Origin of the sequence: Devosia sp. Root436, from assembly GCF_001426345.1 — a bacterium.
Classification (GTDB): Bacteria; Pseudomonadota; Alphaproteobacteria; order Rhizobiales; family Devosiaceae; genus Devosia.
Genome location: NZ_LMEM01000016.1, coordinates 112175 through 133483, shown reverse-complemented (window position 1 = coordinate 133483; position 21309 = coordinate 112175). Strand labels below are relative to the sequence as shown.

The 21309-nt window shown below is 64.0% G+C and carries 19 protein-coding genes; 11 read left to right on the top strand and 8 right to left on the bottom strand.

The genetic code is table 11. The features are described 5' to 3' along the window. The first annotated feature begins 111 nt into the window (after positions 1-111). Positions 112-2760, top strand: coding sequence for an alanine--tRNA ligase (gene alaS, locus ASD04_RS18845; protein WP_056260337.1), 2649 nt, complete (start codon positions 112-114; stop codon positions 2758-2760). Between the two features lie 108 nt (positions 2761-2868). Here the strand turns inward: alaS and ASD04_RS18840 are convergent, their stop codons facing one another. Both ASD04_RS18840 and ASD04_RS18835 read right to left on the bottom strand, forming a co-directional pair. After that, positions 2869-3753, bottom strand: coding sequence for a DMT family transporter (locus tag ASD04_RS18840; RefSeq protein ID WP_056260335.1), 885 nt, complete (start codon positions 3751-3753; stop codon positions 2869-2871). Positions 3754-3849: 96 nt separating this feature from the next. Continuing rightward, positions 3850-4782, bottom strand: a complete 933-nt coding sequence (locus ASD04_RS18835) for a DMT family transporter (RefSeq protein ID WP_056260334.1) — start codon at positions 4780-4782, stop codon at positions 3850-3852. Positions 4783-5045: 263 nt separating this feature from the next. Here ASD04_RS18835 and ASD04_RS18830 point away from each other — a divergent pair, with 263 nt between their 5' ends. Further along, positions 5046-6035, top strand: a complete 990-nt coding sequence (locus ASD04_RS18830) for a FecR family protein (protein WP_056260331.1) — start codon at positions 5046-5048, stop codon at positions 6033-6035. Here the strand turns inward: ASD04_RS18830 and ASD04_RS18825 are convergent. Next, positions 6032-8320 carry an EAL domain-containing protein gene (locus ASD04_RS18825; RefSeq protein ID WP_056260328.1) on the bottom strand — a complete coding sequence of 763 codons (2289 nt, stop codon included), beginning with the start codon at positions 8318-8320 and terminating at the stop codon, positions 6032-6034. The two genes, ASD04_RS18830 and ASD04_RS18825, sit on opposite strands and share 4 nt — an antisense overlap. Before the next feature lie 352 nt (positions 8321-8672). On the opposite strand from ASD04_RS18825, the gene ASD04_RS18820 reads away from it, so the two are divergent. Beyond that, a complete protein-coding gene (locus tag ASD04_RS18820; protein ID WP_056260326.1) occupies positions 8673-10346 on the top strand; it encodes a VWA domain-containing protein in 1674 nt (557 codons plus the stop codon). Positions 10347-10397: 51 nt separating this feature from the next. On the opposite strand, the gene ASD04_RS18815 is transcribed toward ASD04_RS18820, so the two are convergent. Next, the gene (locus tag ASD04_RS18815; RefSeq protein WP_056260325.1) at positions 10398-11126 is read right to left on the bottom strand and encodes a head GIN domain-containing protein; all 729 of its coding nucleotides are present in this window, start codon (positions 11124-11126) and stop codon (positions 10398-10400) included. A gap of 174 nt (positions 11127-11300) precedes the next feature. Continuing rightward, positions 11301-12512: an NADP-dependent isocitrate dehydrogenase gene (locus ASD04_RS18810; RefSeq protein ID WP_056260322.1), complete on the bottom strand. Its 1212-nt coding sequence runs from the start codon at positions 12510-12512 to the stop codon at positions 11301-11303. Between the two features lie 141 nt (positions 12513-12653). On the opposite strand from ASD04_RS18810, the gene ASD04_RS18805 reads away from it, so the two are divergent. After that, the gene (locus tag ASD04_RS18805) at positions 12654-13070 is read left to right on the top strand and encodes a MarR family transcriptional regulator (RefSeq protein WP_056260321.1); all 417 of its coding nucleotides are present in this window, start codon (positions 12654-12656) and stop codon (positions 13068-13070) included. Between the two features lie 42 nt (positions 13071-13112). Next, entirely contained in the window at positions 13113-14399 is a 1287-nt protein-coding gene (gene fabF / locus ASD04_RS18800; protein WP_056260318.1) for a beta-ketoacyl-ACP synthase II, read from the top strand. Between the two features lie 3 nt (positions 14400-14402). On the opposite strand, the gene ASD04_RS18795 is transcribed toward fabF, so the two are convergent. Next, positions 14403-14738 (bottom strand): TfoX/Sxy family protein, encoded by a 336-nt coding sequence (locus ASD04_RS18795; RefSeq protein WP_056260316.1) that lies wholly within the window; start codon positions 14736-14738, stop codon positions 14403-14405. Continuing rightward, complete coding sequence (locus ASD04_RS18790; RefSeq protein ID WP_056260314.1) at positions 14735-15178, bottom strand: GFA family protein; 444 nt, start codon at positions 15176-15178, stop codon at positions 14735-14737. The genes ASD04_RS18795 and ASD04_RS18790 overlap by 4 nt, the downstream gene beginning before the upstream one ends. Before the next feature lie 95 nt (positions 15179-15273). Here ASD04_RS18790 and ASD04_RS18785 point away from each other — a divergent pair, with 95 nt between their 5' ends. The 6 genes from ASD04_RS18785 (at position 15274) to rpsD (ending at position 19861) form a co-directional block, all read left to right on the top strand. Next, positions 15274-15870, top strand: coding sequence for a GNAT family protein (locus ASD04_RS18785; RefSeq protein ID WP_056260313.1), 597 nt, complete (start codon positions 15274-15276; stop codon positions 15868-15870). Between the two features lie 107 nt (positions 15871-15977). Continuing rightward, complete coding sequence (locus ASD04_RS18780) at positions 15978-16574, top strand: GNAT family protein (RefSeq protein WP_056260309.1); 597 nt, start codon at positions 15978-15980, stop codon at positions 16572-16574. A gap of 57 nt (positions 16575-16631) precedes the next feature. Next, positions 16632-17423 carry an RNA methyltransferase gene (locus tag ASD04_RS18775; RefSeq protein WP_056260412.1) on the top strand — a complete coding sequence of 264 codons (792 nt, stop codon included), beginning with the start codon at positions 16632-16634 and terminating at the stop codon, positions 17421-17423. Positions 17424-17527: 104 nt separating this feature from the next. After that, positions 17528-18766 (top strand): MFS transporter, encoded by a 1239-nt coding sequence (locus ASD04_RS18770; RefSeq protein ID WP_056260308.1) that lies wholly within the window; start codon positions 17528-17530, stop codon positions 18764-18766. Positions 18767-18777: 11 nt separating this feature from the next. Further along, entirely contained in the window at positions 18778-19074 is a 297-nt protein-coding gene (locus ASD04_RS18765; protein ID WP_056260305.1) for a DUF1330 domain-containing protein, read from the top strand. Positions 19075-19243: 169 nt separating this feature from the next. Then, positions 19244-19861: a 30S ribosomal protein S4 gene (gene rpsD, locus ASD04_RS18760; RefSeq protein WP_056260303.1), complete on the top strand. Its 618-nt coding sequence runs from the start codon at positions 19244-19246 to the stop codon at positions 19859-19861. 69 nt (positions 19862-19930) lie between these two features. Here rpsD and ASD04_RS18755 read toward each other — a convergent pair whose 3' ends face one another. Continuing rightward, positions 19931-21304, bottom strand: coding sequence for an SbmA/BacA-like family transporter (locus ASD04_RS18755; protein ID WP_056260302.1), 1374 nt, complete (start codon positions 21302-21304; stop codon positions 19931-19933). Positions 21305-21309 lie beyond the last annotated feature (5 nt).

Below are 21309 nucleotides of genomic sequence, written 5' to 3'. Positions count from 1 at the left end.
TCTGCCGCAAGGCAGCCGCAATGCTGGACAGGGCGGCAAGCTGCACGATAGAAAGCCAGCCGAACTCGTCTGCGGCGCCCCTGCGCCAATTTCCGCAATGAAAGCCTCTAGATGACCAGCGTAAACGATCTCCGTTCGAGCTTTGTCGATTACTTTGCCCGCAATGGTCACCACGCTGTGGCGTCGAGCCCGCTGGTGCCGCGGAACGACCCGACGCTGATGTTCACCAATTCGGGCATGGTGCAGTTCAAGAACACCTTTACCGGTGTCGAGAAGCGCCCCTATTCGCGCGCCACCACGGCGCAGAAATGCGTGCGCGCCGGGGGCAAGCACAACGATCTCGACAATGTCGGCTTCACCGCGCGCCACCACACCTTTTTCGAGATGCTGGGCAATTTTTCGTTCGGCGACTATTTCAAGGACCACGCCATAGAGCTGGCCTGGAACCTTCTGACCAAGGACTGGGGCCTGCCCAAGGACAAGCTCATGGTCACCGTCTATCAGGACGACGACCAGGCGATGGACCTGTGGAAGAAGATTGCCGGCCTGGGCGAGGACCGCATCGTGCGGCTCGGCGCCAAGTCGAACTTCTGGCAGATGGGCGATACCGGCCCCTGCGGCCCATGCTCAGAAATCTTCTACGATCATGGCGAGCATATCTGGGGCGGCCCGCCGGGCTCGCCCGAGGAAGACGGTGATCGCTGGATCGAGATCTGGAACCTCGTCTTCATGCAATATGAGCAGCATGGCGACGGTTCGCGCAGCGGGCTGCCGCGCCCCTCGATCGATACCGGCATGGGGCTCGAGCGCATTGCCGCCGTCATGCAGGGCGTGCACGACAATTACGATATCGACCTGTTCAAGGCGCTGATCGCTGCCGCTGCCAACGCAACTGGCGCCGACATCAATGGCGAGGGCAATCGAAGCCTGCGCGTCATTGCCGATCACCTGCGCTCGATGAGTTTCCTCATCGCCGAAGGCGTACTGCCATCCAATGAAGGCCGTGGCTATGTGCTGCGTCGCATCATGCGCCGCGCCATGCGTCATGCCACCCTGCTGGGCGCCAATGAGCCTGTGATCCACAAGCTGGTGCCGACGCTGGTGCGCGAGATGGGCCAGGCCTATCCCGAGCTCAGCCGCGGCGAGGCGTTGATTTCCGAGACGGTACTGCTGGAGGAAGGGCGTTTCCTCAAGACGCTCGGGCGCGGGTTGCAACTGCTGTCTGAAGAGACGAAGGACATGGGCGAAGGCGCGGTGCTCAATGGTGCCAGCGCCTTCAAGCTCTATGATACTTATGGTTTTCCGCTCGACCTGACCGAGGATGCCCTACGCATGCGCGGCATCACCGTCGACCAGGCCGGCTTCGACGCCGCCATGGCCGCCCAGAAGGCCGAGGCGCGCAAGAGCTGGTCCGGCTCGGGGGAAGCGGCGACCGATACGGTCTGGTACGGCCTGGCCGACAAGCTCGGCCCCACCGAATTCCTCGGCTACGAGACCGAGACGGCTGAGGGCGAGATCAAGGCCCTGCTCAAGGGTGGCGCCGAAGTCGCCGCGCTGGCGACGGGTGAAGAGGGCGTTGTCGTCCTCAACCAGACGCCGTTTTACGGGGAAAGCGGTGGCCAGGTCGGCGATATCGGCCTGCTCAAGGGTGAAGGCCTGGCTGCCACGGTTACCGACACGCAGAAGCATCACGGGGTGTTCGCCCACAAGGTTGTCGTCACCGAAGGCGGTCTCAAGGTCGGCCAGCCGGTGACGCTGGTGGTCGATCACGAACGCCGCTCGTCGATCCGCGCCAACCATTCGGCCACCCACCTGCTGCATGAGGCTTTGCGCCTCGTGCTCGGCGATCACGTCGCCCAGAAGGGCTCGATGGTTTCGGCCGATCGCCTGCGCTTCGATTTCGTCCACACCAAGCCGGTGACCGAGCAGGAAATGGCCGAGGTCGAGGATATCGCCAATGCCATCGTGCTGCAGAACACCCCGGTCGAAACGCGCCTGATGGGCGTCGAGGAAGCCAAGGAATCGGGGGCCCGCGCCCTGTTCGGCGAAAAATACGGCGATGAAGTGCGCGTCGTAGCCATGGGCGAGCCCACCGGCAATGGCCTGGGCTGGTCCGTAGAGCTCTGCGGCGGTACCCATGTGCGCCGCACCGGCGATATCGGGCTCGTCTCCATCGTTGCCGAAAGCGCCGTCGGTGCCGGCGTGCGGCGCATCGAGGCGCTGACCGGCAAGGCGGCCCGCCATCGCGGCAATACCAATGTGGCTATCGTCGATGCCGCCGCGGGCCTGCTGCGCTCGGGCAGCCACGAAGTGCTGGACCGGATTGCCGCCCTGCAGGACAACGTTAAAAAGATCGAGCGCGAACTGACCGATGCCCGCAAGAAGCTGGCTCTGGGCGGGGGCGCCGGCTCGGGCGCGTCCGCATCGGCCGACGAAAGCGTCAATGGGGTCACCTATGTCGGCCGCACCGTGGAAGGCATTCCCGCGCGGGACGTGAAGGGCCTGGTCGATGCCGAAAAGAAGCGCGTCGGCTCGGGCGTGGTCACAGTCGTCCTCAAGGGCGACGACGGCAAGGGCACGGTGGCTATCGGTGTCACCGACGACCTGACCTCGCGCTATGCCGCCGGCAACCTCATCAAGCTGGCCACCGCCGCGCTTGGCGGGCAGGGTGGCGGCGGCCGCCCCGACATGGCGCAGGGCGGCGGACCGGATGGCGGCAAAGCCGCCGAAGCCATCGCGGCCGTGCGCGCGGCGCTCTGACGCCGTTGCATCTGCTCATCGACGTCATCCCCGCGAAAGCGGGGATCTCTCTTGTCTTGCAGGGAGATTCCCGTTTTCGCGGGAAAGACGTGGTGGGCGCAACTGCCGCTAAAGCCCCGTTCGGAAGAAGAACAGCCGCGGTTTCCAGACGATTTTCATCTTCTCGGTCAATACGTTGGCAAGGCCGGCCGCCAGCACGATGACAAGTCCGATAATGGCGACGTAGTCCGGGTATTCTCCGAAAAACAGCGCGCCGAAGACGATGGCCCAGATCAGCTGGCTGTATTGCACCGGCGCCACCAGATTGGCGGGCGAACGCCTGGCCGCCGCGATCAGCAGCAGGCCCCCCGTACCGCCGATCAGGCCGATGCCAAGGAATACCGCAAGCTGTTCCGGCGAAGGCAGCACGAAGAATGGAATCATCAGCACGCCGTTGACGATGCCCGAATAAAGCACCTGCAACCCCACCAGGCTGACGCGCCGCTCCCTAGGCGCCACATGGCGCAGGATGATGGTGGTGATGCCGCCAAAAAACACGCTGCAGAAAATCGCAAGATGGCCCAGTTGCAGGTCGCGCACGCCGGGGCGGATCACCAGCACAACGCCGAGGAAGCTGATGATCAGCAGCAGCCAGCGATGCAGCGCCACATGCTCCTTGAGCACCAGCACGCCCAGTAGGGTGACGACGATCGGTGTTAGGAAGCCGATGGCATAGACGTCGGCAAAGGGAATGTGGGTGAAGGCGAACATGACGCAGGCCGTGCCCGAGATCGCGGTCGCGCAGCGCAGGTGCACCAGTCGCGGGTGCTGCAACTTGTAGAGATCGCGCCAGCGCTCGCCGCGCTTGGTCAGCATCGCCGGAATGATCGACAGCGTCGTGGTGAAAAAGGCGATCTCGAATACCGACATGGCGGGGCCGGTGGCCTTGATGAGGGCGTCGGCGACCGAAAAGCTGGCATAGGCCAGAAATGCAAAAAGGACGCCGACCGGCATCGAAATATCCGAAAAACAGGGAAGACTCGAAAAAGGCAGGTTCTACCATACAAACGGCAGAGCCTGCCGTCGACGGAACCAGCCGGCGCGATGCAACTATATTTCGGGGCCGCGCAGCTCGGTGATATTGCCCGCCGGATTGTCCGGGCGCCCGCGATATTCGGCGAAGCGGCCGGCCACCCGCGCCCTGGTGCCGTCTACGAACACGTTGACCAGCCCGGACAGCACGACGACCGCCAGCCCGATATAGGCCAGCAGGTCGGGATATTCGAAATAGAAGAATGCCCCCAGCCCGATGGCCCAGACAATCTGTACATACTGGATCGGCGCGACCTGGCTGGCCGGCGCGTTGCGCGTGGCCGATATAAGCAGGATGTGGCCCATGCCGACGAGGCTGCCCGACGCGGCCAGCAGGCCGAATTGCTGCGGCGTGGGCATGACGAAGCCGGGCACCATCAGGATGGCATTGACCACGATGACATAGAGCGCGGGCAGCGCGATGAGGCTGACCCGTTTTTCGGTCGGGGCGATGATACGCAATATGGTGGTCGTCGACGCGCCGAAGACGGCGCAGAGCAGGGCGGTCAGGTGCCCGAATTCCAACTCGCGGAAGCCCGGTCGCACCACCAGCATCACGCCGACAAAGCCCAAAGCCAGCATGGACCAGCGCACGATATCGACGCGCTCCCTGAGGATGAAGACCGACATCACGGTGATGAACAGCGGCATCATGAAAACCAGCGAATAGGTCTCGGCGAAGGGAATGGTGGTGAAGGACACCGTCACCAGGATCGAAGAGGCGACACCCGTGAACGAGCGCAGATGTACCAGGGCGGAATGGCGGAGCCGGAAGCTGTCGCGCCAGCGCTCGCCCTTCGGCTTGGCGAAGGCGGCGGGGATCAGCCCGAAGATGGCGATGAAAAAGCCGATCTCGAACACCGAGAGGCTCTGGCCGAAGCCCTTGATGATGGCGTCGCCGCAGGAATAGACCGAGTAGGCGACCACCGCGTAAAGCACGCCGACCGGCATGGTATTTTTCCAGGAAAACGAGGGCTTGGAGCAATGGGGCGACCCTAGAGCGCGGGGCCCGTTCCGTCGATGGGATTCGGCGCGGCTGCGGCGCTATCGCGCGGCCATGAGGCGCCGCACGCTGCCGGACGGTCAATCCATCAACATTCCGCCGACCAGGTAGTCGATCGTTAGGCACCAGAGCAAAAGCATTTCGGCAGATACGCCTTATTAACTGGGCCGCGACCTCGGCAAGGCTACCATATGTGCTGGAGGTGCCCGTCATGGCTCACGATGGATTGTTGCGTATTGCGCCACTGGCTCTGATCGCCTGGACGGGGCTGGGTGGCGTCGTCATGGCCGATGACTGGATGGTGGACCGCCTGCGCGGCGAAGTGCAGGTGCAGGTCGCCGGCGCATGGCAGGACCTGCAGCGTGGCGACATCGTCAGCGACGAGAGCCGCATCCGCTCGCTGGATGGCAGCCGCGTCGTGTTTACCCGCGGCGCCGAGGCGATCGAATTGAGCGGGGCTACCGAAATCCGCATCTTCGATCAGGCTGGCCAGCGGATGACCACGGTCATGCAGGCCTATGGCACCGTCACCGTCGAGGCCGAGCGCCTGCAGGTGCAGCATTTCTCGATCCAGACGCCTTACCTTGCCGCCATTGTCAAAGGCACACGCTTCACCGTTCATTCCAGTGACGGGCAATCCAGCGTCGATGTCGAGCGCGGCCTGGTGCAGGTGCAGGATTACGTGCACGGCGTCGCCACCGACATCACGCCGGGTCAGAGCGCGGTCGTGAGCCCGAATGTCGTGCTGGACGTCTCCGGTATTGGAGCCCATGTCCCGCTCGTTACCCTGGATGGCCAACTCGTTGACCGCGGCAGTGTGATGGCGAATGACAGTGCCAGCTCAGCCGGCAATGGCCGCGGACCCGAAGGCAACAATGCCGGCGGTAACGGCAATGGCAATGCCTATGGGGTGGAAAACGGCAAATCCGCAAACGGCAGCAGTCATGCTGGCGGGGCCGGCCAGGCCAATGGCCACAATGGCGGCAATGCCGGTGCAAACAGCAGCGCTCCGGGGCTCGAAAACGCCAATTCGACTAATGGTGGCAGCAATTCCGGTGGGAATGGCAGCGGTAACGCCAACAGCAACAGCAACAGCGCTAGTGGCAATGCTCATGCCCACGAAACTGGCAATTCGGGCGATACCAGCGCTGCTGGCGGGAGTTCCGGCCAGGGCACGGGAAATGGCGGCGGGAAGCCCTAGGCCGAGCGCGCAGATCCGGCACTGAGCAGGGCCGCGATGGCCGATGTCTCCATGGGCCGGCCGAGATGATATCCCTGCCCGATATCGCATCCCGCCAGCCTTAGAGCGTCCAACTGTGCGGCCGTCTCGATGCCCTCCGCCAGCACGGCTTTGTCCAGCGCCTTGCCCATGGCAATGATGGATTCGAGCAGCGAGCGGTCAGTGGCGGTCTGATCCATGCGGCGCACGAAGCTCTGGTCGATCTTGATCGTGTCGAAGGGCAGGGTGCTGAGGTGGCTGAGCGCCGAGTAACCCGTGCCGAAATCGTCCAGCGCCAGGCCGATCCCACGTTCACGCAGGGCTGCGGCCAGTGCTTGCGCCGCTTCGATATCCCGCAGCACGGTGCCTTCGGTAAGCTCGATTTCGAGCCGAGCCGGATTCAGTCCGGATTCGCCCAGGGCATGCTCGATATCGTCAACCAGATCGGTATTCTGCAACTGGCTGGGTGACACATTGACCGCAACCCGTCCGGTCCAGTCCCAGCGCATCGCATCATGGCAAGCGGTGAGCAGGGCCCAGCGCCCCAGCCGGATCATGTCGCCCGATTCCTCGGCCAGCGGAATGAACTCGCCCGGCGAGATGGGGCCCAGCTCCGGGTGCTGCCAGCGCATCAGCGCTTCGATGCCGACCAAGCCGCCGTCGCGCAGGTCGAATTGCGGCTGATAGACAAGGCGCAACTCGCCCCGGTCGATGGCCTGGTGGAAGTCCACGCTCAGATGACGCCGGCGCTGCAGCGCATCGGCCTGTCCGGCGGCAAAGCCGGCAATGTTCAGGCCGCTGCGCTGCCCGTGCATCAGGGCGGCTTCGGCTTCGCGCAGCAAGGCGCCACGGCGGAAGCGACCATGGGCAAAGCCGAAGCCGAGGGCTACCAGTACGGGTCGATCATCCGCCCGCAATATGCCACCGGCCATCACCTCGATATCCCTGCACAGTTCCTCGACCGTGCCATCGCCGCACGGGCGGTCGAAATGCAGGCAGAACAGGTCCTCGGCGATATAGGCGAGCTGTGCATCAGGTATGCGGCCCAGCTGCGCGGCGATGGCCGCCAGTGCCGCGTCGGCAACGTCGCCACCCAGCGTCGCGCGCACCTGGTCCAGGCGATGCACGGCGATGAGCAGGACCGTGCCTTCCTTGCTGCTCGGTTCCAGGGACTCGACGAGGCCCGTGCGGGACAAGGCGCCGGTCACCGGATCATGGCTGGCCAGATAGGCCAGGCGCTGTTGGGCGATGTCGCGCCGCCGCGCCTCGTCCTGCGCCACCCGGGCCAGCTCAATGCCGAGCAGGGCCACCACCGCCATGTGGAATGTCGCCGTGGCGACCAGCCATCCGGCGCTCGCATAGGCCACCAGCGCTCCGATTTCCACTCCGCCGGCCGTAACGGCTCCGACCACCAGCAGGGCGCCAAGGGGCCCGCGGCGGCGCAGCAGCCCCAGGACAAGGGCGAATGCTGCGGCAATCCCGGCAGCGGGCGCCCAACCGGTCATCTGCAATTCGCGGTGTTGAAGCAGGGTTTCGGTGGCCAGCGCCTGCAGTACGGGCCCTGCCATGACGCCATAATGGGGAACCGCGAAAATGTCGCGCAGCTCCACAGCCGTGGCGCCGATGATGACCTGCTTGTCGCGGATACGCTCGTCCGCCACGCGGCCGCGCAGCAGTTCGGCAAAGGAAATATGGTCGATCCCGGTGGCATCTATGCCGAAATCGATGCCCGGATCGGCGCCGTCGAGGTCGGCGCGGCGCGACAATATGGCGGCCAGCGCGGGCACCTGCCCCTCTGCCGTGGGCAAGGTGGGAACGATGCGCGTGGCCAGGCCGTCGCCGTCGAGCGCTACATTGACCGACGCGGCGTCGGCCTGTTCGAGAAACCGGGCCAGCGGCAGGGAGACATAGTTCGCGCCGCCGACGAGCTGCTCGAACGCGCCCAGCCAGGCGAAACCGCCGGCCCGCTCCAGGGCATCGGCGAATATCTGGTCGTCGTCCGGATTGCTTGCGCTGCTGAAATCGATGTCGAAGGCCACATTCGCTGCGCCCTTGTCGAGCAGCACGTCAAGCGCTTCGGCATGCAGACGTCGGGGCCATGGCCACACGCCGATTTCGGCAATGCTGGGGCTGTCCATTGCCACCACGACGACATTGCCGGTCGCGGCGCGGCCTGCCAGCGAAAAGCGGCTGTCCTGCAGCATGCGGTCGAATGAATTGAAAGCGCCAAGGGCGCCCAGGGCCGAAAGGCAGCCGACGGCCGACAAGCCAATTGCCGTCCAAAGCCACGAGCGCACGATGGTCCTCACTGTCGATTGCGCTGAAGCTAGCGCGGCCGGGTAAAGGAGCCGTCACCGAAATAGGGCGCCTTGCCTTGGCCGGGCAAATCCCGCACCACTGAAGCCGGTGGTTCCGGCCGCTTCTCTTGGGCGGCGGGATTAAAAGGGAACACGGTACGAAGTGCACATCAGGCGCAAGGCAGGTGCCGAATAGTTCCGATACAAAGTTCTGCTCAGGCTGAATAAAGCATTCATCCCGCCGTCATCTGCGGCGTGATTTGAATTGCGCGCTGTTGTGCGGTCCCCGATAGTCGAGGCCGCCATTGCTGGAGGGCTTTCTATGCGGTTCGTTCGAAACTTCTTGCTGGGGGCCGTTGCGGCGCTCGGTCTGGTGCTGCCGGCGGTTGCCGCCGAGCGGGCCATCATCGTGCTTGATGGATCGGGCTCGATGTGGGCGCAGATCGACGGCAAGGCGCGCATTACCATTGCGCGCGAGACATTGCATGAGGTGCTATCGACGCTGCCCGACGATCTCGAACTCGGCTTCATGACCTATGGTCATCGCGAGAAGGGCAATTGCGCCGATATTGAAATGCTGGTCGAACCGGCCACCGGCACCGGTGCTGCCATCGCCGCGGCGGCCGACGGCATCAACCCCAAGGGCATGACGCCGATTTCCGACGCGGTGCGCCTGGCTGCCGAGGATTTGCAATTCACCGAGCAGAAGGCCACCGTGATCCTCATTACCGATGGTCTCGAAACCTGCGAGGTCGATCCCTGTGCCCTGGCGTCCGAGCTCGAAGCCCAGGGTATCGACTTCACCACCCATGTCCTGGGCTTCGGCCTCTCGGACGACGAAGGACAGCAGGTGGCGTGCCTGGCCGAAAATACCGGCGGCAAGTATCTGTCGGCCAATGATGGCGATGCCCTGGTCGAGGCGCTGACGACCACCGTGGCCCAGATCGCGCAGGCCGAGCCCGAACCTGCCCCGGAGCCGGAACCCGAACCTGTCGCCGACTATAACTACAAGCCCACCGCGTCCTTGTCGGAGGGTGGGCCCGATCTCGCCAGCGACAATGCCGACCTGGTCTGGGAGTGGTACAAGGTGGCCGCCGATGGCAGCCAGGGCGACTATGTCGGCACGGACTACAATTCGGACTTTGAAGGCTCGCTCGAACCCGGCGACTACATCATGACCGCCAGCATGGGCTATGCCAGTTCGTCCCAGCCGGTGCCCATCGAGGCCGGCAAGGTCGCCGAGCCGCATTTCATCCTCAACGGCGTCATTCTCAAGCTGCACCCGCGGCCCAGCGAAGGCGCCGAAGTCGATGACAACGCCTCCATCGAAATCCGCCATGCCGGTGAATATGTCACCACCAACTATGGCGATACCAATCTGGTGGTGCCGGCCGGTGCTCTGGATGTTGACGTGTCCATCGGCGCGGCGACCGTCACCCGCAGCTATGATGTGGCAGCGGGCGAGACCATCGATGAAGACGTCATCGTCGGCGTTGGTCTCGCCAAGGTTACCTCGCTTTATGTCGAGGGGATGCCGGTCGAAGCCGATATCTTCATCGAGGTCTTCGCAGCCCAGAAAGCCATCGATGGCGGCCGCAAGTCCGTTGCCTATCAGTATGGCGGCGATCTCGACTTCGAGCTGGCGCAGGGTGACTATGTAGCCGCCTACCGCCTCGGCGGCGCCGAGGGCGAGGTTCCCTTCTCCGTCAAGACGGAGGAACTGACCGAAGTGGCCATCGTGCTCGACGCCGGCATTCTCGCGGTCACCACGCCCGGCGACAAGTATGTCGAGGTGTTCGGCGCGGCCAAGAGCATCGACGGCAGCCGCAAGTCCTTCCACTACGGCTATGGGCCGGATGTGCAGGCCGCGTTGCCGGCCGGCGACTATGTCGTCGCCACGACGATCGGCGATGCCGTCACCGAGACGCCGGTCACTATCAAGGGCGGCGAGCGCTTCGAGCTGACGGTCGAGGCCGCCGCCGGCAAGACCAAGTAGCTGCTTCCCGCATATGAGGAGGGCGCCCGATGGGCGCCCTTTTTGTTTGGCTCAGTCCTCGAAATTCACGTCGCCGCCGCTCGAAGCGTCCACGTCCCGCTCCGCCGGATTGCCGTAGACATCGATATCGCCGCCGCTGGATGCATTGGCCTGGAGGCGGGCCGTGGCATGGACCGAGACATTGGCTCCGCTGGATGCTTCGGCCTTTGCCGTGGCTGCGACCAGGTCTCCGGCGTCGAGATCGGCGCCGCTGGAGGATTGGGCACTGATGGAATCGGCCGTGCCCGAAAGGGTGAGATCGGCACCGCTGGAGGACCCGGCGCGAACGGTGCCGAGCCTGGCATCGCGCAGTGAGATATTGGCGCCGCTTGAGGCGGTGACATCAAGCTGGTCGCTGGTGACGCCCTGTGCCTTGATATCGGCGCCGGCGCTGGCCTCCAACCCGGCCAGCGCGGGCAGGGTGATGTCGATGGTCACTGCATTGTCGTTGATCAGCATGCCGACCAGGCCGCCACTGAAAATGAAATCGAGAAAGCTCTCATCCAGCCGGGCGCGCAATACGCCGTCGACGACGCTCAATTGCAGATTGTCGAGTGCGTCGGGATTGTTGGAGGCGGCGGTGACCGCAAAATCGCCCTGATGGATCACCGCATCGAGGCCGGCGGCTATATCGACCTTGTCGAAGCCGCTGAGTTCGAAGCTGCGGCTCTCGGCCCAGGCCGGTCCGGCCAGCGACAGTCCCAGGATGGTCCCCAGCGCCAGAGTGACGGAAGTCCGCATGATGTTGCTCCCTCATTGTGCGGCTCTGATATTGGGGGCGTCCCCCTGGCACTCAAGGGATCGTGAAAATATAGTCCGAATGGGGTTGCAAGGCACATTCATGTGCCTACGGCGCGGAAAATAAAAAAAGGCCGGGTCGCAACCCGGCCTTCGTATTCATGCGTGGCGGATGGGTTACGCCATGGCCTTCTGCAGGTTCTGGTCGATGGCGTCGAGGAAGCCGAGTGTCGACAGCCACGGCTGGTCGGGGCCGACCAGCAGGCTGAGATCCTTGGTCATCTTGCCTTCTTCGATCGTATCGACCGTGACTTTCTCCAGCGTGGCGGCGAACTTGGCCAGTGCCTCGTTGTCGTCGAGCTTGGCGCGGTGGGCCAGGCCACGGGTCCAGGCGAAAATCGAGGCGGTTGAGTTGGTCGAAGTTTCCTTGCCCTGCTGGTGCTGGCGGTAGTGACGGGTCACCGTGCCATGGGCGGCTTCGGCTTCCACGATCTTGCCATCGGGCGTGGCCAGGACCGAGGTCATCAGGCCGAGCGAGCCGAAGCCCTGCGCCACGATGTCGGACTGCACGTCGCCGTCATAATTCTTGCACGCCCAGACGTAGCCGCCGGACCACTTGAGGGCCGAGGCGACCATGTCGTCGATCAGGCGGTGCTCGTACCAGATCTTCTTGGCCTCGAACTTTTCCTTGAACTCGGCCTCGTAGATTTCCTGGAAGATATCCTTGAAGCGGCCGTCATAGGCCTTGAGGATGGTGTTCTTGGTGGAAAGATAGACCGGCACGCCGCGGGCGAGGCCGTAATTGAAGCTGGAATAGGCGAAGTCGCGGATCGAGTCGTCGAGATTGTACATGGCCATGGCCACGCCGGCACCGGGGGCCTGGAACACTTCGTGCTCGATGACCTTGCCGTCTTCGCCGGTGAACTTGATGGTCAGCGTGCCCTTGCCGGGGAAGGTGAAATCGGTGGCGCGGTACTGGTCGCCGAAGGCATGGCGGCCGACGATGATCGGCTGGGTCCAGCCGGGCACCAGGCGCGGCACGTTCTTGCAAATGATGGGTTCACGGAAGATCACGCCGCCCAGGATGTTGCGAATGGTGCCATTGGGCGACTTCCACATCTTCTTGAGGCCGAATTCCTCGACGCGCGCCTCATCGGGCGTGATGGTGGCGCATTTGATGCCGACGCCGTATTTCTTGATGGCGTTGGCGCTGTCGATGGTGATCTGGTCGTTGGTGGCGTCGCGGCTTTCCACGCTCAGGTCGTAATATTCGATCGGCAGATCGAGATAGGGATGGATGAGCTTGTCCTTGATCGCCTGCCAGATGATCCTCGTCATCTCGTCGCCATCGAGATCGACGACCGGATTGGCGACTTTGATCTTGCTCATCGGAAACATCTCCCTGAATTCCGCATATGGCCGTCTGGCCTTCGGCGAGCCCTATAGCATCGGCGGACGGCAGCGCAAAGCAGGCAAAGGGCAAGGGGGCATGCCGTTGACATCGTGCATATACACGCTTACCTGAGCAGCATGAAGGACGACTTCGATCTCTGCATGGTGCTGAATACCCGCATGGCGGCACGGGCCGTCACGCGGCGGGTCGATCGCAAGCTGCGCCCTTATGGCGTCACCGGCGCCCAGTTCACCATCCTGGGGTCGCTTCGCAACCATCCGGGCCGCTCGGTAACGGAGATGGCCGAGGCCATCGCCATGGATCGCACGACCCTGTCGCGCAATCTCGCTTTGCTCGAACGCAAGGGCCTCGTTTCCGCCACGTCCGCCGCCCATGGCAATGGCCGCATCGGCGCCGTCACCGAGGCGGGCCGCACGGTTATCGATGACCTGCTGCCCGAATGGCGCAAGGCGCAGGCCGAATTACGCGGCCTGCTGTCCGATCCCGATTTCGACACCATGATCGCCGGCCTCCGGCAACTGTCCCGCGTCTAGCGCCGTTCTCGACGCAACTGATCTGCACTACAGGAGAAATTTATGCTGAAGCCCGATCCTGCCGATCCCATTGTTGTCACCGGCATGGGTGCCATCAGCCCGCTGGGCGTCGGCGTCGATGCGCTGTGGCAGGGCCTCACCAGCGGACGCAGCGGCATTGTACACAATGATCGCTTCGATACCGGCGAATTTGTTGCCCACATTGCTGGCCTTGTGCCCGCAAAGCCGGCCGACCCCAATGGCTTCGATCCTGCCGACTTCATCGACGGCAAGGAGATCAAGAAGATGGACCTGTTCATCCAGTACGCCATCGGCGCCGCCAGCGAGGCGCTGGACCAGGCCGGCTGGCATCCGACCGCGCTCGAAGACCAGTTGGCCACCGCCACCATCATCGGCTCGGGCGTGGGTGGCTCGCCGGTCATGGCGCGCGCCGTGGAAATCATCCAGACCAAGGGGCCGCGGCGGCTGTCGCCCTTCACCGTGCCGTCCTTCCTCGCCAATCTGGCGGCCGGCTGGCTCTCCATCCTCCACAGCTTCCGCGGTCCCATCGGCACGCCGGTCACTGCCTGCGCCGCCTCGGCCCAGGCCATCGGCGACGGCATGCGGCTGATCATGACCGGCGAGGCCGCGGTTGCAGTGGTCGGCGGGGCGGAAGGGTCGGTCGATCCCATTTCCATCGGCGGCTTCGGCGCCTCGCGCGCGCTGAGCCCCAGCCATGCCGACGAACCGCAAAAGGCGTCGCGGCCATTCGACAAGGGCCATGACGGCTTCGTGCTGGCCGAAGGCGCTGCCGTGCTGGTCATCGAAAAGCTCAGCCATGCCCTGGCGCGCGGCGCGAAGCCGCTGGCCGTCGTGGCCGGCTACGGCACCTCGGCAGACGCCTATCACCTGACGGCCGGTTCGCCCGATGGCGCCGGGGCGCAGGTCGCCATGCGCAATGCGCTGGCCATGGCCGGCATCGATCAGCACCAGGTCGGCTACGTCAACGCTCACGCCACCTCCACCGCGGTCGGCGACACCGCCGAAATCGCCGGCATCGCCGCGGTATTCCCCGGCCGTGGCAAGGATCTGGCGGTGTCGTCCACCAAGTCGGCCACCGGCCATCTGCTCGGGGCCGCCGGGGCGCTCGAAGCCATCATTTCAGTCAAGGCACTGCGCGAAGGCCTGCTGCCGCCCACCATCAATCTCGACGATCCGGTGGAGGAAGCCGACATTTTCGACCTCGTGCCCAATGTCGCCAAACCCAAAGCCATCGACTACGCCCTGTCGAACTCGTTCGGCTTCGGCGGCGTCAACGCTGCGCTGGTATTCGGCAAGGCGCCAGCCTGACCGCTATTTTGCCGGGAGGGTGCCGACGAAGCGGCGGGCCAGTTCGATCCAGTCGAGCAGCACCTCGTCATCCCCCAGCACGTCGCCGGTGACCTCCACGAAGCCCGACATGGTCCTGCCGCCCATGGTCATCGGCCGGGCGCCGGGCCGGGTGAGGGCGTCGGCATAGCCGTCCTTGCCGACCCGGACCAGCATGCCGCCGTCCTTGGTGGGGCCGACCAGCATATTGCCCTCAAGCATGAAGCAGCGGCCGCCGAACATCTTCTGCTCGGCGACCGCAGGATGCGGCCCCAGATGCGCGCGGATGCGGTCGGATAGTTCCTCGGAGGCCAGACTCATCGGGCGGAACCCTGCCGATAAGTCTCATGCCGGGGCAGATGATCGGCGATGAGATCCCAGGCTTGCTGGCTGCGGGCAAAGATTAGTTGATTAGGCTCAAACCACGCATTCTGCCCGGCAAAGAACCCCACCGGGATCATCCGCATGTCCGGCGCTCGTGACGACTGGCCATAGAGCGGCGTGCCGCAGTCGGGACAGAAGTATCGCGTGAAGGTTGCGCCCGAATCGCTTGGCCGGTCGAAAGATTTCGCCGCGCCGTCGAGATGTAGCGCCTCCGCGGGCACCAGCGCCACCGTCGCATGGCCCGATCCCGTCGCTCGCTGGCAATCGAGGCACGAGCACATCAGCATCGAGACGACAGGTCCGCGGACCGACATGGCCACGCTGCCGCAGGCGCATCTGGCGGTGAGATCGACAAGGGGGCGCGTGGTGCTGCTCATGGGCCGAGGCTGGCATGCGGTTTCCACACCGGCAAGGGGCCGGACTTGCCTTTATACGCCACAGTGGCGACAGTGTTGCGCCAACGAGGGGAGGCATGCCGCTTTATCCCGACTACCCGATCTGTACCGACCGGCTGACGCTGCGGCCCTTCACGCGGGGGGACGTCGATGCCGTCTACGCCTACCGGCGCCGTGAGGATGTGGCGCGCTACCTGTTCGATGTCGCGCTCAGCCGGGAGGAATGCGCCCTGGCGGTGCAGCAGCGCATCGGCCAGGTGGCGCTGGAAGGGGATGGCGACAAGATCATTTTGGCCGTGGACCTCACCCAGACCGGCAGCGTGATCGGCGAGGTTTCGCTGATCCTGCGCAGCGCCGATGCGCGGCAGGCCGAAGTCGGCTGGATCTTCGATCCGGAATACCAGGGACAGGGCTACGCCACCGAGGCGGCCACCGCCATACTCGATCTGGCATTCGGCGCCGGTGACATCCATCGCGTCGCGGCCCGCTGCGATACCCGCAACGACGCCTCCTGGCGGCTCATGGAGCGCCTGGGGATGCGACGCGAGGCGCATTTTCGTGAACACGCCTTGTTCAAGGGAGAGTGGGACGAGGAGTATATCTATGCTATGTTGCGCCGCGAGTGGTTGGGTCGTCGGAACTCGTTTTCTGCCCCATTGCGTGCCGGTCCGTGATCGCCGTCCATTAGTATTCTTTTCCAGCAGTGGCAGGAACTTCCGCGACTTTGGCGGCGTTGGGGGCTTTGGGCTTGCAACGACCATGCGGAGGGATCGCAGCTATCATGACGTCACTGATTTTGCCCATTCAAACCGATCGTCTGACCCTGCGAACCTTCGAGCGCGGCGATATCGAAGGCCTCAACGCCTATCACGCCTTGCCCTCTGTACAGCGCTACGTCTTCAGCCGCACGCGTGACCGCTCGGAAATCGCCGATGCACTCAACATCATGCGCGGGCATGTCAGCCTGCAGCGTCCTGGCGATACCCTGACGCTGGCGGTGGTGCGCAGGGGTGATCAGGCGCTGATCGGGCATGTGGCATTGCATTGGTCCGATGCCACGGCGGGGCAGGGTGAAGTCCGGTTCGTCGTCAATCCTGTCCATGCAGGGCAGGGCTATGCCGGTGAAGCCCTGGGCGCGCTGTTCGATCTGGCCTTCGATCATTTCCGCATCCACCGGGTCTTTGCCCGCAGCGATGGCCGCAACCACCACTCTATCAAGCTGATGCAGCAATTGGGCATGCGGCTCGAGGCCCACTATCGCGAACACGCCCTGTTCCAGGGCGAATGGGACGAGGAATTGCATTTCGCCATTCTCGACCGCGAATGGCAGCGATCGACCAAGGTCAAGGACTTGCCGATACGTCATCGCGTCGCCTGAATTGCCTTGGAGCGGCGAAAGGGGCTATGAGCGCTTGATCTTTCTGGATTGGGCGATATGGCCGGAACCGACACATCCATCAAAATCGAACTGCGGCCGTCGCCGGCGGTGATCCTGTGCGAGCCGCAACTGGGCGAGAATATCGGTACCGCGGCGCGGGCCATGGCCAATTTCGGCCTCTGGGACCTGCGCCTCGTGCGGCCGCGCGATGGCTGGCCCAATGAAAAGGCCGTCGCCGCGGCTTCCCGTGCCGATCATGTCATCGAGCGGGTCCGCGTCTTCGAGACGCTGGAAGAGGCCATTGCCGATCTGACTCTGGTGCTCGCGACCACTGCGCGCTCGCGCGACCTGCAAAAGGAGGTCATTGGCCCCGACGAGGCCGCGCAGCGCATGGCGTCGCAGATTGGCATCGGCAAGAGCGTCGGCCTGTTGTTCGGCCGTGAAAAATGGGGCCTGCTCAATGAGGAAGTGGCACTGGCCGACACGATCGTCACCCTGCCGGTCGAGCCGGCCTTCGCCTCGCTCAATATTGCCCAGGCCGTGTTGCTGCTGGCCTATGAATGGCGGCGACACAGCGATCTCGGTGCGGCGCTGCCATTCACTGATGGCATGGCAGACGTGGCGCCGCGCGAAGAACTGATCGGCCTCTTCGGCCATCTTGAAACCACGCTGGACGGGTCCGGCTTCTTTACCGCACCCGACAAGCGGCCCACGGTGATCAACAATCTGCGCACCATGCTCGAGCGCGGCAAGTTCACCAGCCAGGAAATCCGCACCCTGCGCGGCGTCATCTCCTCCATCGATCGCCGCCACGAGCGCCCCAATCCCAATCGGCAGAAGAAAGAATAGGTGGGATGGCCTTGCGCCGGTCTTCACCCTGAATACGCGCCCACCGTACACTTTTTGCCCATTCCGCCTTTGACTGCGACAAAACGCCGTGGCACCACCAAGCCATGAGCACCGCAGCCCCCGCCGAGCCGTCCCGCCTTGCTTTCAGCTATACCGGTTTCCGCTTCTTCTGGCTGACCACGCTGTTGGTCAGCTTCGCCGTGCAGATCATGTCGGTGTCCATCGCCTGGCAGATTTATGACGTCACCGGCAATGTGTTCCTGCTCGGGCTCGTCGGCCTCAGCCTGTTCCTGCCGGCGCTACTGCTCATGCTGGTGACGGGACTTACGGCCGACCGGTTCAATCGCCGGCTGATCATGGCGGTGTGCCTTTCGGTCGAACTGCTCTGCGCGTTGGGCTTTCTGGCCTTCGTCAATGCGGAGGCACACGAAGTCTGGCCGATTTTCGGCATCCTGGTGGTGCTGGGCACGGCCCGCGCCTTCTGGGGGCCGGCGGCGCAGTCGCTGGCGCCCAACCTGGTGCCGCCTGAGGCGCTCAGCAACGCCATCACCGTCAATGCCTCGGCCTGGCAGGCCGCTTCCATCATGGGGCCGGCCGCCGGAGGACTGCTCTATGGCATTGCGCCGACGGTCGCCTTCGGCACCGGTGCGGCGCTGCTGCTGCTCGCCGTGGTCTGCGTGCTGCTGATCCCCAGGCCGGCACAGCGCGAGTCGCACCAGGCCACCAGCCTCGAAACCATTTTCGGCGGCTTCCGCTATATCTTCTCCAACAAGGTGGTGCTTGGCGCCATTTCGCTCGACATGTTCGCCGTGCTGATGGGTGGCGCCGTGGCGCTGCTGCCGGTCTATGCCAAGGATATCCTGCATGCCGGGCCGCAGGAACTCGGCCTGTTGCGCGCTGCGCCGGGCATCGGCGCCATCATGATGGCGCTGTGGCTGACGCGCTTTCCCATTCGTGACCATGCCGGCAAGTTGCTGTTCCTGTTCGTCGGGCTCTTCGGCCTGTTCACGCTGGTCTTCGGGCTTTCGACCACGGTTTGGATATCGATTCCCGCTTTGGCGCTGGTAGGCGCCGCCGACATGGTCAGCGTCACCATTCGCGAGACCATCATGCAGCTGTGGACGCCCGAAGAGGTGCGCGGGCGCGTCAATGCGGTCAATTCGGTATTCATCGGCGCATCCAACGAGCTGGGTGAGTTCCGTGCCGGCACGGTGGCCCATTTTGTCGGGCCGGTCGCGGCCGTCGCTATCGGCGGTGTCGGCGCCATCGGCATAGCCATCATCTGGAGCCGCATCTTCCCCGCCTTGCGCGAGCAGCGCGGCCTCGACAAGAAAATGGCGTAGGAGGGACAGGGATGGCCAAGGGCTATTGGATCGCGCAGGTCGATGTCGAGGATATGGACCGATACAACGAATACAGCGCCGTCATCGATGCGACGCTGGCGCCGTTCGGCGGCCGGTTCCTGGTGCGCGGCGGGCGTCGCGAGGCCGTTGAGGGCGCAACGCGCCAGCGCGCCATCATCATCGAATTTAACAGCTACGAGCAGGCGCTGGCCTGCTACCGTTCTCCGGCCTACCAGGCCATCATTCCGCTGCGGAGCGGGGCGGCTATCGCCGATATCGTCGTGGTCGAGGGTCAGGACGGGCTCTAGCCCCTCATTTGCTTGACTCCTGCGGCTTTCCGCTCTATCAGGCGCGCACCTATCCGGACCTCTGGTCCATAGGCGCACCCGGGATTCCTCAAACATCTGGAGTCTGTCGGCTCTCCGCAAGGAGGGCAGAGGAGGGCGCGATCCATTCAACGTGTGAAAAGGATACGCGATGTCGAAGCGTCATTCAGCCAAGTACAAGATCGATCGCCGTCTTGGCGAAAATATCTGGGGTCGTCCGAAGTCCCCGCTCAACGCTCGTGCCTATGGCCCTGGCCAGCATGGCCAGCGCCGCAAGGGCAAGCTCAGCGATTATGGCCTGCAGCTCCGCGCCAAGCAGAAGCTCAAGGGCTATTACGGCTCGGTCACCGAGAAGGCTTTCAAGAAGCTCTACACCGAAGCTGCACGCGTCAAGGGTGACACCGGCGAGAACCTGATCGGCCTGCTCGAGAGCCGCCTGGACGCCGTGGTCTACCGCGCCAAGTTCGTTGCCACCGTTTTCGCCGCGCGCCAGTTCGTGTCGCATGGCCACATCCTGGTCAATGGCAAGCGCGTCAACATTCCGTCCTACCAGGTCAAGGTCGGCGACAAGGTCGAAGTGCGCGAGCGCTCCAGGCAGCTCACCGTGCTGCTCGAAGCCACCCAGCTCGCCGAGCGCGACGTGCCCGACTATGTGGAAGTCGACCACAACAAGATGACCGCCACCTTCGCCCGCGTCCCGGCGCTGTCGGACGTGCCGTACCCGGTTCAGATGGAACCGAACCTGGTCGTCGAATTCTACTCGCGCTAAGCGAAGCCGGATTTGAGAATCGGAAAGGGCCGCTCTTCGGAGCGGCCCTTTTGCTTTGTTCGGCCCGTGCTATTGCGCCGGCGCCGCATCGCTGACGCTGGCCTTGATGGGCTCCTGGTCATGCGGGATGTAGCTCTCGAACTTGCGCAGGCGCATGACCACCGACTGCAGCTCGACGATCACCGTCCAGGCGCGGGCGAAGAACTGGAACGAGCCGAACACCTGCCCGAAGGCGATCTGAATTTGCTGGTAGAGGCCCATGGTCAGCGTACCCGCAAGGATCGACGGCGCCATGACCAGCAGCGGCACATAGCCGACCATATTGGTGTAGCCGTAGCGCGCCAGGTTGAAGTAGGTGTAGTGGAAATAGAGGCGGAAGTAGTTCTGCTGCACCCCGGCAAACAGCTCGCGGATCGTCGGCGGATCGGCGCGGTCGGCATGGTCCTCGCCGAAGACCAGCTCCTTGCGATAGGCGGCCTCCACGCGCTGATTGGCGAAGTTGAGGCCGGGGAGCTTGATTCCGACGAGGGCGAGCAGCGCCGTACCGGCCGCCGCGCCGAGCAGCGCCACCCAGACCAATCCGCCCGGAGTCGCGCCGAAAATCGGCAACTCGCTGATATTGGCCGAAAGCTGCCAGAGCAGGGGCAGAAACACGACCAGGGTGATGAGCGAGTCGAAAAAGGCCGTGCCCAGATCCTCCATGATCGAGGCAAAGCGCATGGTATCTTCCTGCACGCGCTGCGCCGCGCCTTCCGTCTCGCGAATCTGCGGCCAATAGGCCATGTAGTAGAAGTTCATCGCCTTGCGCCAGCGGAACACATAATGCGACGTGTAGAAGGCAAGGGCCACGGCCACCAGCACGTTGGGAATGGTGACCAGAACGATGGTCCAGGTCAGCCCGTAGAGCTGGTCGGGCGATACCGAGCCCGGTTGGGTCAGCGCCAGTTGGATGGTGTTGAAGAATGAGCCCGACCACTCATTGACGAAAGCCTGAACCTGCACCTGGAAATAGATGACCAGCAGGATGACCGTGGAGCTGACCACGGACCACCAGTACCACTCGTTGCGTTTGTAGAAATACCAGAACACGCAGAAGATCGCCGCGATCATCAGCACATATTGATAGAGCCAGACCCGCTCCGCCGTCAGGAAGTTCAGGGTCGATCCGGCTTCGGCCGCCGCGGAGGGGTTTGGTGCGGCCGGCGCCTGGCTTTCCGTGCTTGCCGGGGCGTTGGGGTTGGTTTGCTCGACGCCGGCTGCCGGATCGGCTTCCGCCGGCTGATCGGCAACGGTGGCGGCAATGGCGGGATGGGTGAAGCGGTCGATGCTGACGACGGACCGGATCGGTTCGCCGGCGACGAACCAGATCAGCACCGCAGCCAGCAGCCAGAGCGCGGCGGATGAGAAGAAAATCTTGGGGACGGGAAAGAAAGATCGAAACACCGCGA

What these genes read in the sequence shown, in the direction of transcription:
- fabF (WP_056260318.1), top strand. Translation starts at nt 13,113, where the DNA reads ATGCTGAAGCCCGATCCTGCCGATCCCATTGTTGTCACCGGCATGGGT.
- ASD04_RS18815 (WP_056260325.1), bottom strand. Translation starts at nt 11,126, where the DNA reads ATGCGGACTTCCGTCACTCTGGCGCTGGGGACCATCCTGGGACTGTCG.
- rpsD (WP_056260303.1), top strand. Translation starts at nt 19,244, where the DNA reads ATGTCGAAGCGTCATTCAGCCAAGTACAAGATCGATCGCCGTCTTGGC.
- ASD04_RS18835 (WP_056260334.1), bottom strand. Translation starts at nt 4,782, where the DNA reads ATGCCGGTCGGCGTGCTTTACGCGGTGGTCGCCTACTCGGTCTATTCC.
- ASD04_RS18775 (WP_056260412.1), top strand. Translation starts at nt 16,632, where the DNA reads ATGGCCGGAACCGACACATCCATCAAAATCGAACTGCGGCCGTCGCCG.
- ASD04_RS18770 (WP_056260308.1), top strand. Translation starts at nt 17,528, where the DNA reads ATGAGCACCGCAGCCCCCGCCGAGCCGTCCCGCCTTGCTTTCAGCTAT.
- ASD04_RS18840 (WP_056260335.1), bottom strand. Translation starts at nt 3,753, where the DNA reads ATGCCGGTCGGCGTCCTTTTTGCATTTCTGGCCTATGCCAGCTTTTCG.
- ASD04_RS18810 (WP_056260322.1), bottom strand. Translation starts at nt 12,512, where the DNA reads ATGAGCAAGATCAAAGTCGCCAATCCGGTCGTCGATCTCGATGGCGAC.
- ASD04_RS18805 (WP_056260321.1), top strand. Translation starts at nt 12,654, where the DNA reads ATGAAGGACGACTTCGATCTCTGCATGGTGCTGAATACCCGCATGGCG.
- ASD04_RS18785 (WP_056260313.1), top strand. Translation starts at nt 15,274, where the DNA reads ATGCCGCTTTATCCCGACTACCCGATCTGTACCGACCGGCTGACGCTG.
- alaS (WP_056260337.1), top strand. Translation starts at nt 112, where the DNA reads ATGACCAGCGTAAACGATCTCCGTTCGAGCTTTGTCGATTACTTTGCC.
- ASD04_RS18790 (WP_056260314.1), bottom strand. Translation starts at nt 15,178, where the DNA reads ATGAGCAGCACCACGCGCCCCCTTGTCGATCTCACCGCCAGATGCGCC.
- ASD04_RS18820 (WP_056260326.1), top strand. Translation starts at nt 8,673, where the DNA reads ATGCGGTTCGTTCGAAACTTCTTGCTGGGGGCCGTTGCGGCGCTCGGT.
- ASD04_RS18830 (WP_056260331.1), top strand. Translation starts at nt 5,046, where the DNA reads ATGGCTCACGATGGATTGTTGCGTATTGCGCCACTGGCTCTGATCGCC.
- ASD04_RS18795 (WP_056260316.1), bottom strand. Translation starts at nt 14,738, where the DNA reads ATGAGTCTGGCCTCCGAGGAACTATCCGACCGCATCCGCGCGCATCTG.
- ASD04_RS18765 (WP_056260305.1), top strand. Translation starts at nt 18,778, where the DNA reads ATGGCCAAGGGCTATTGGATCGCGCAGGTCGATGTCGAGGATATGGAC.
- ASD04_RS18780 (WP_056260309.1), top strand. Translation starts at nt 15,978, where the DNA reads ATGACGTCACTGATTTTGCCCATTCAAACCGATCGTCTGACCCTGCGA.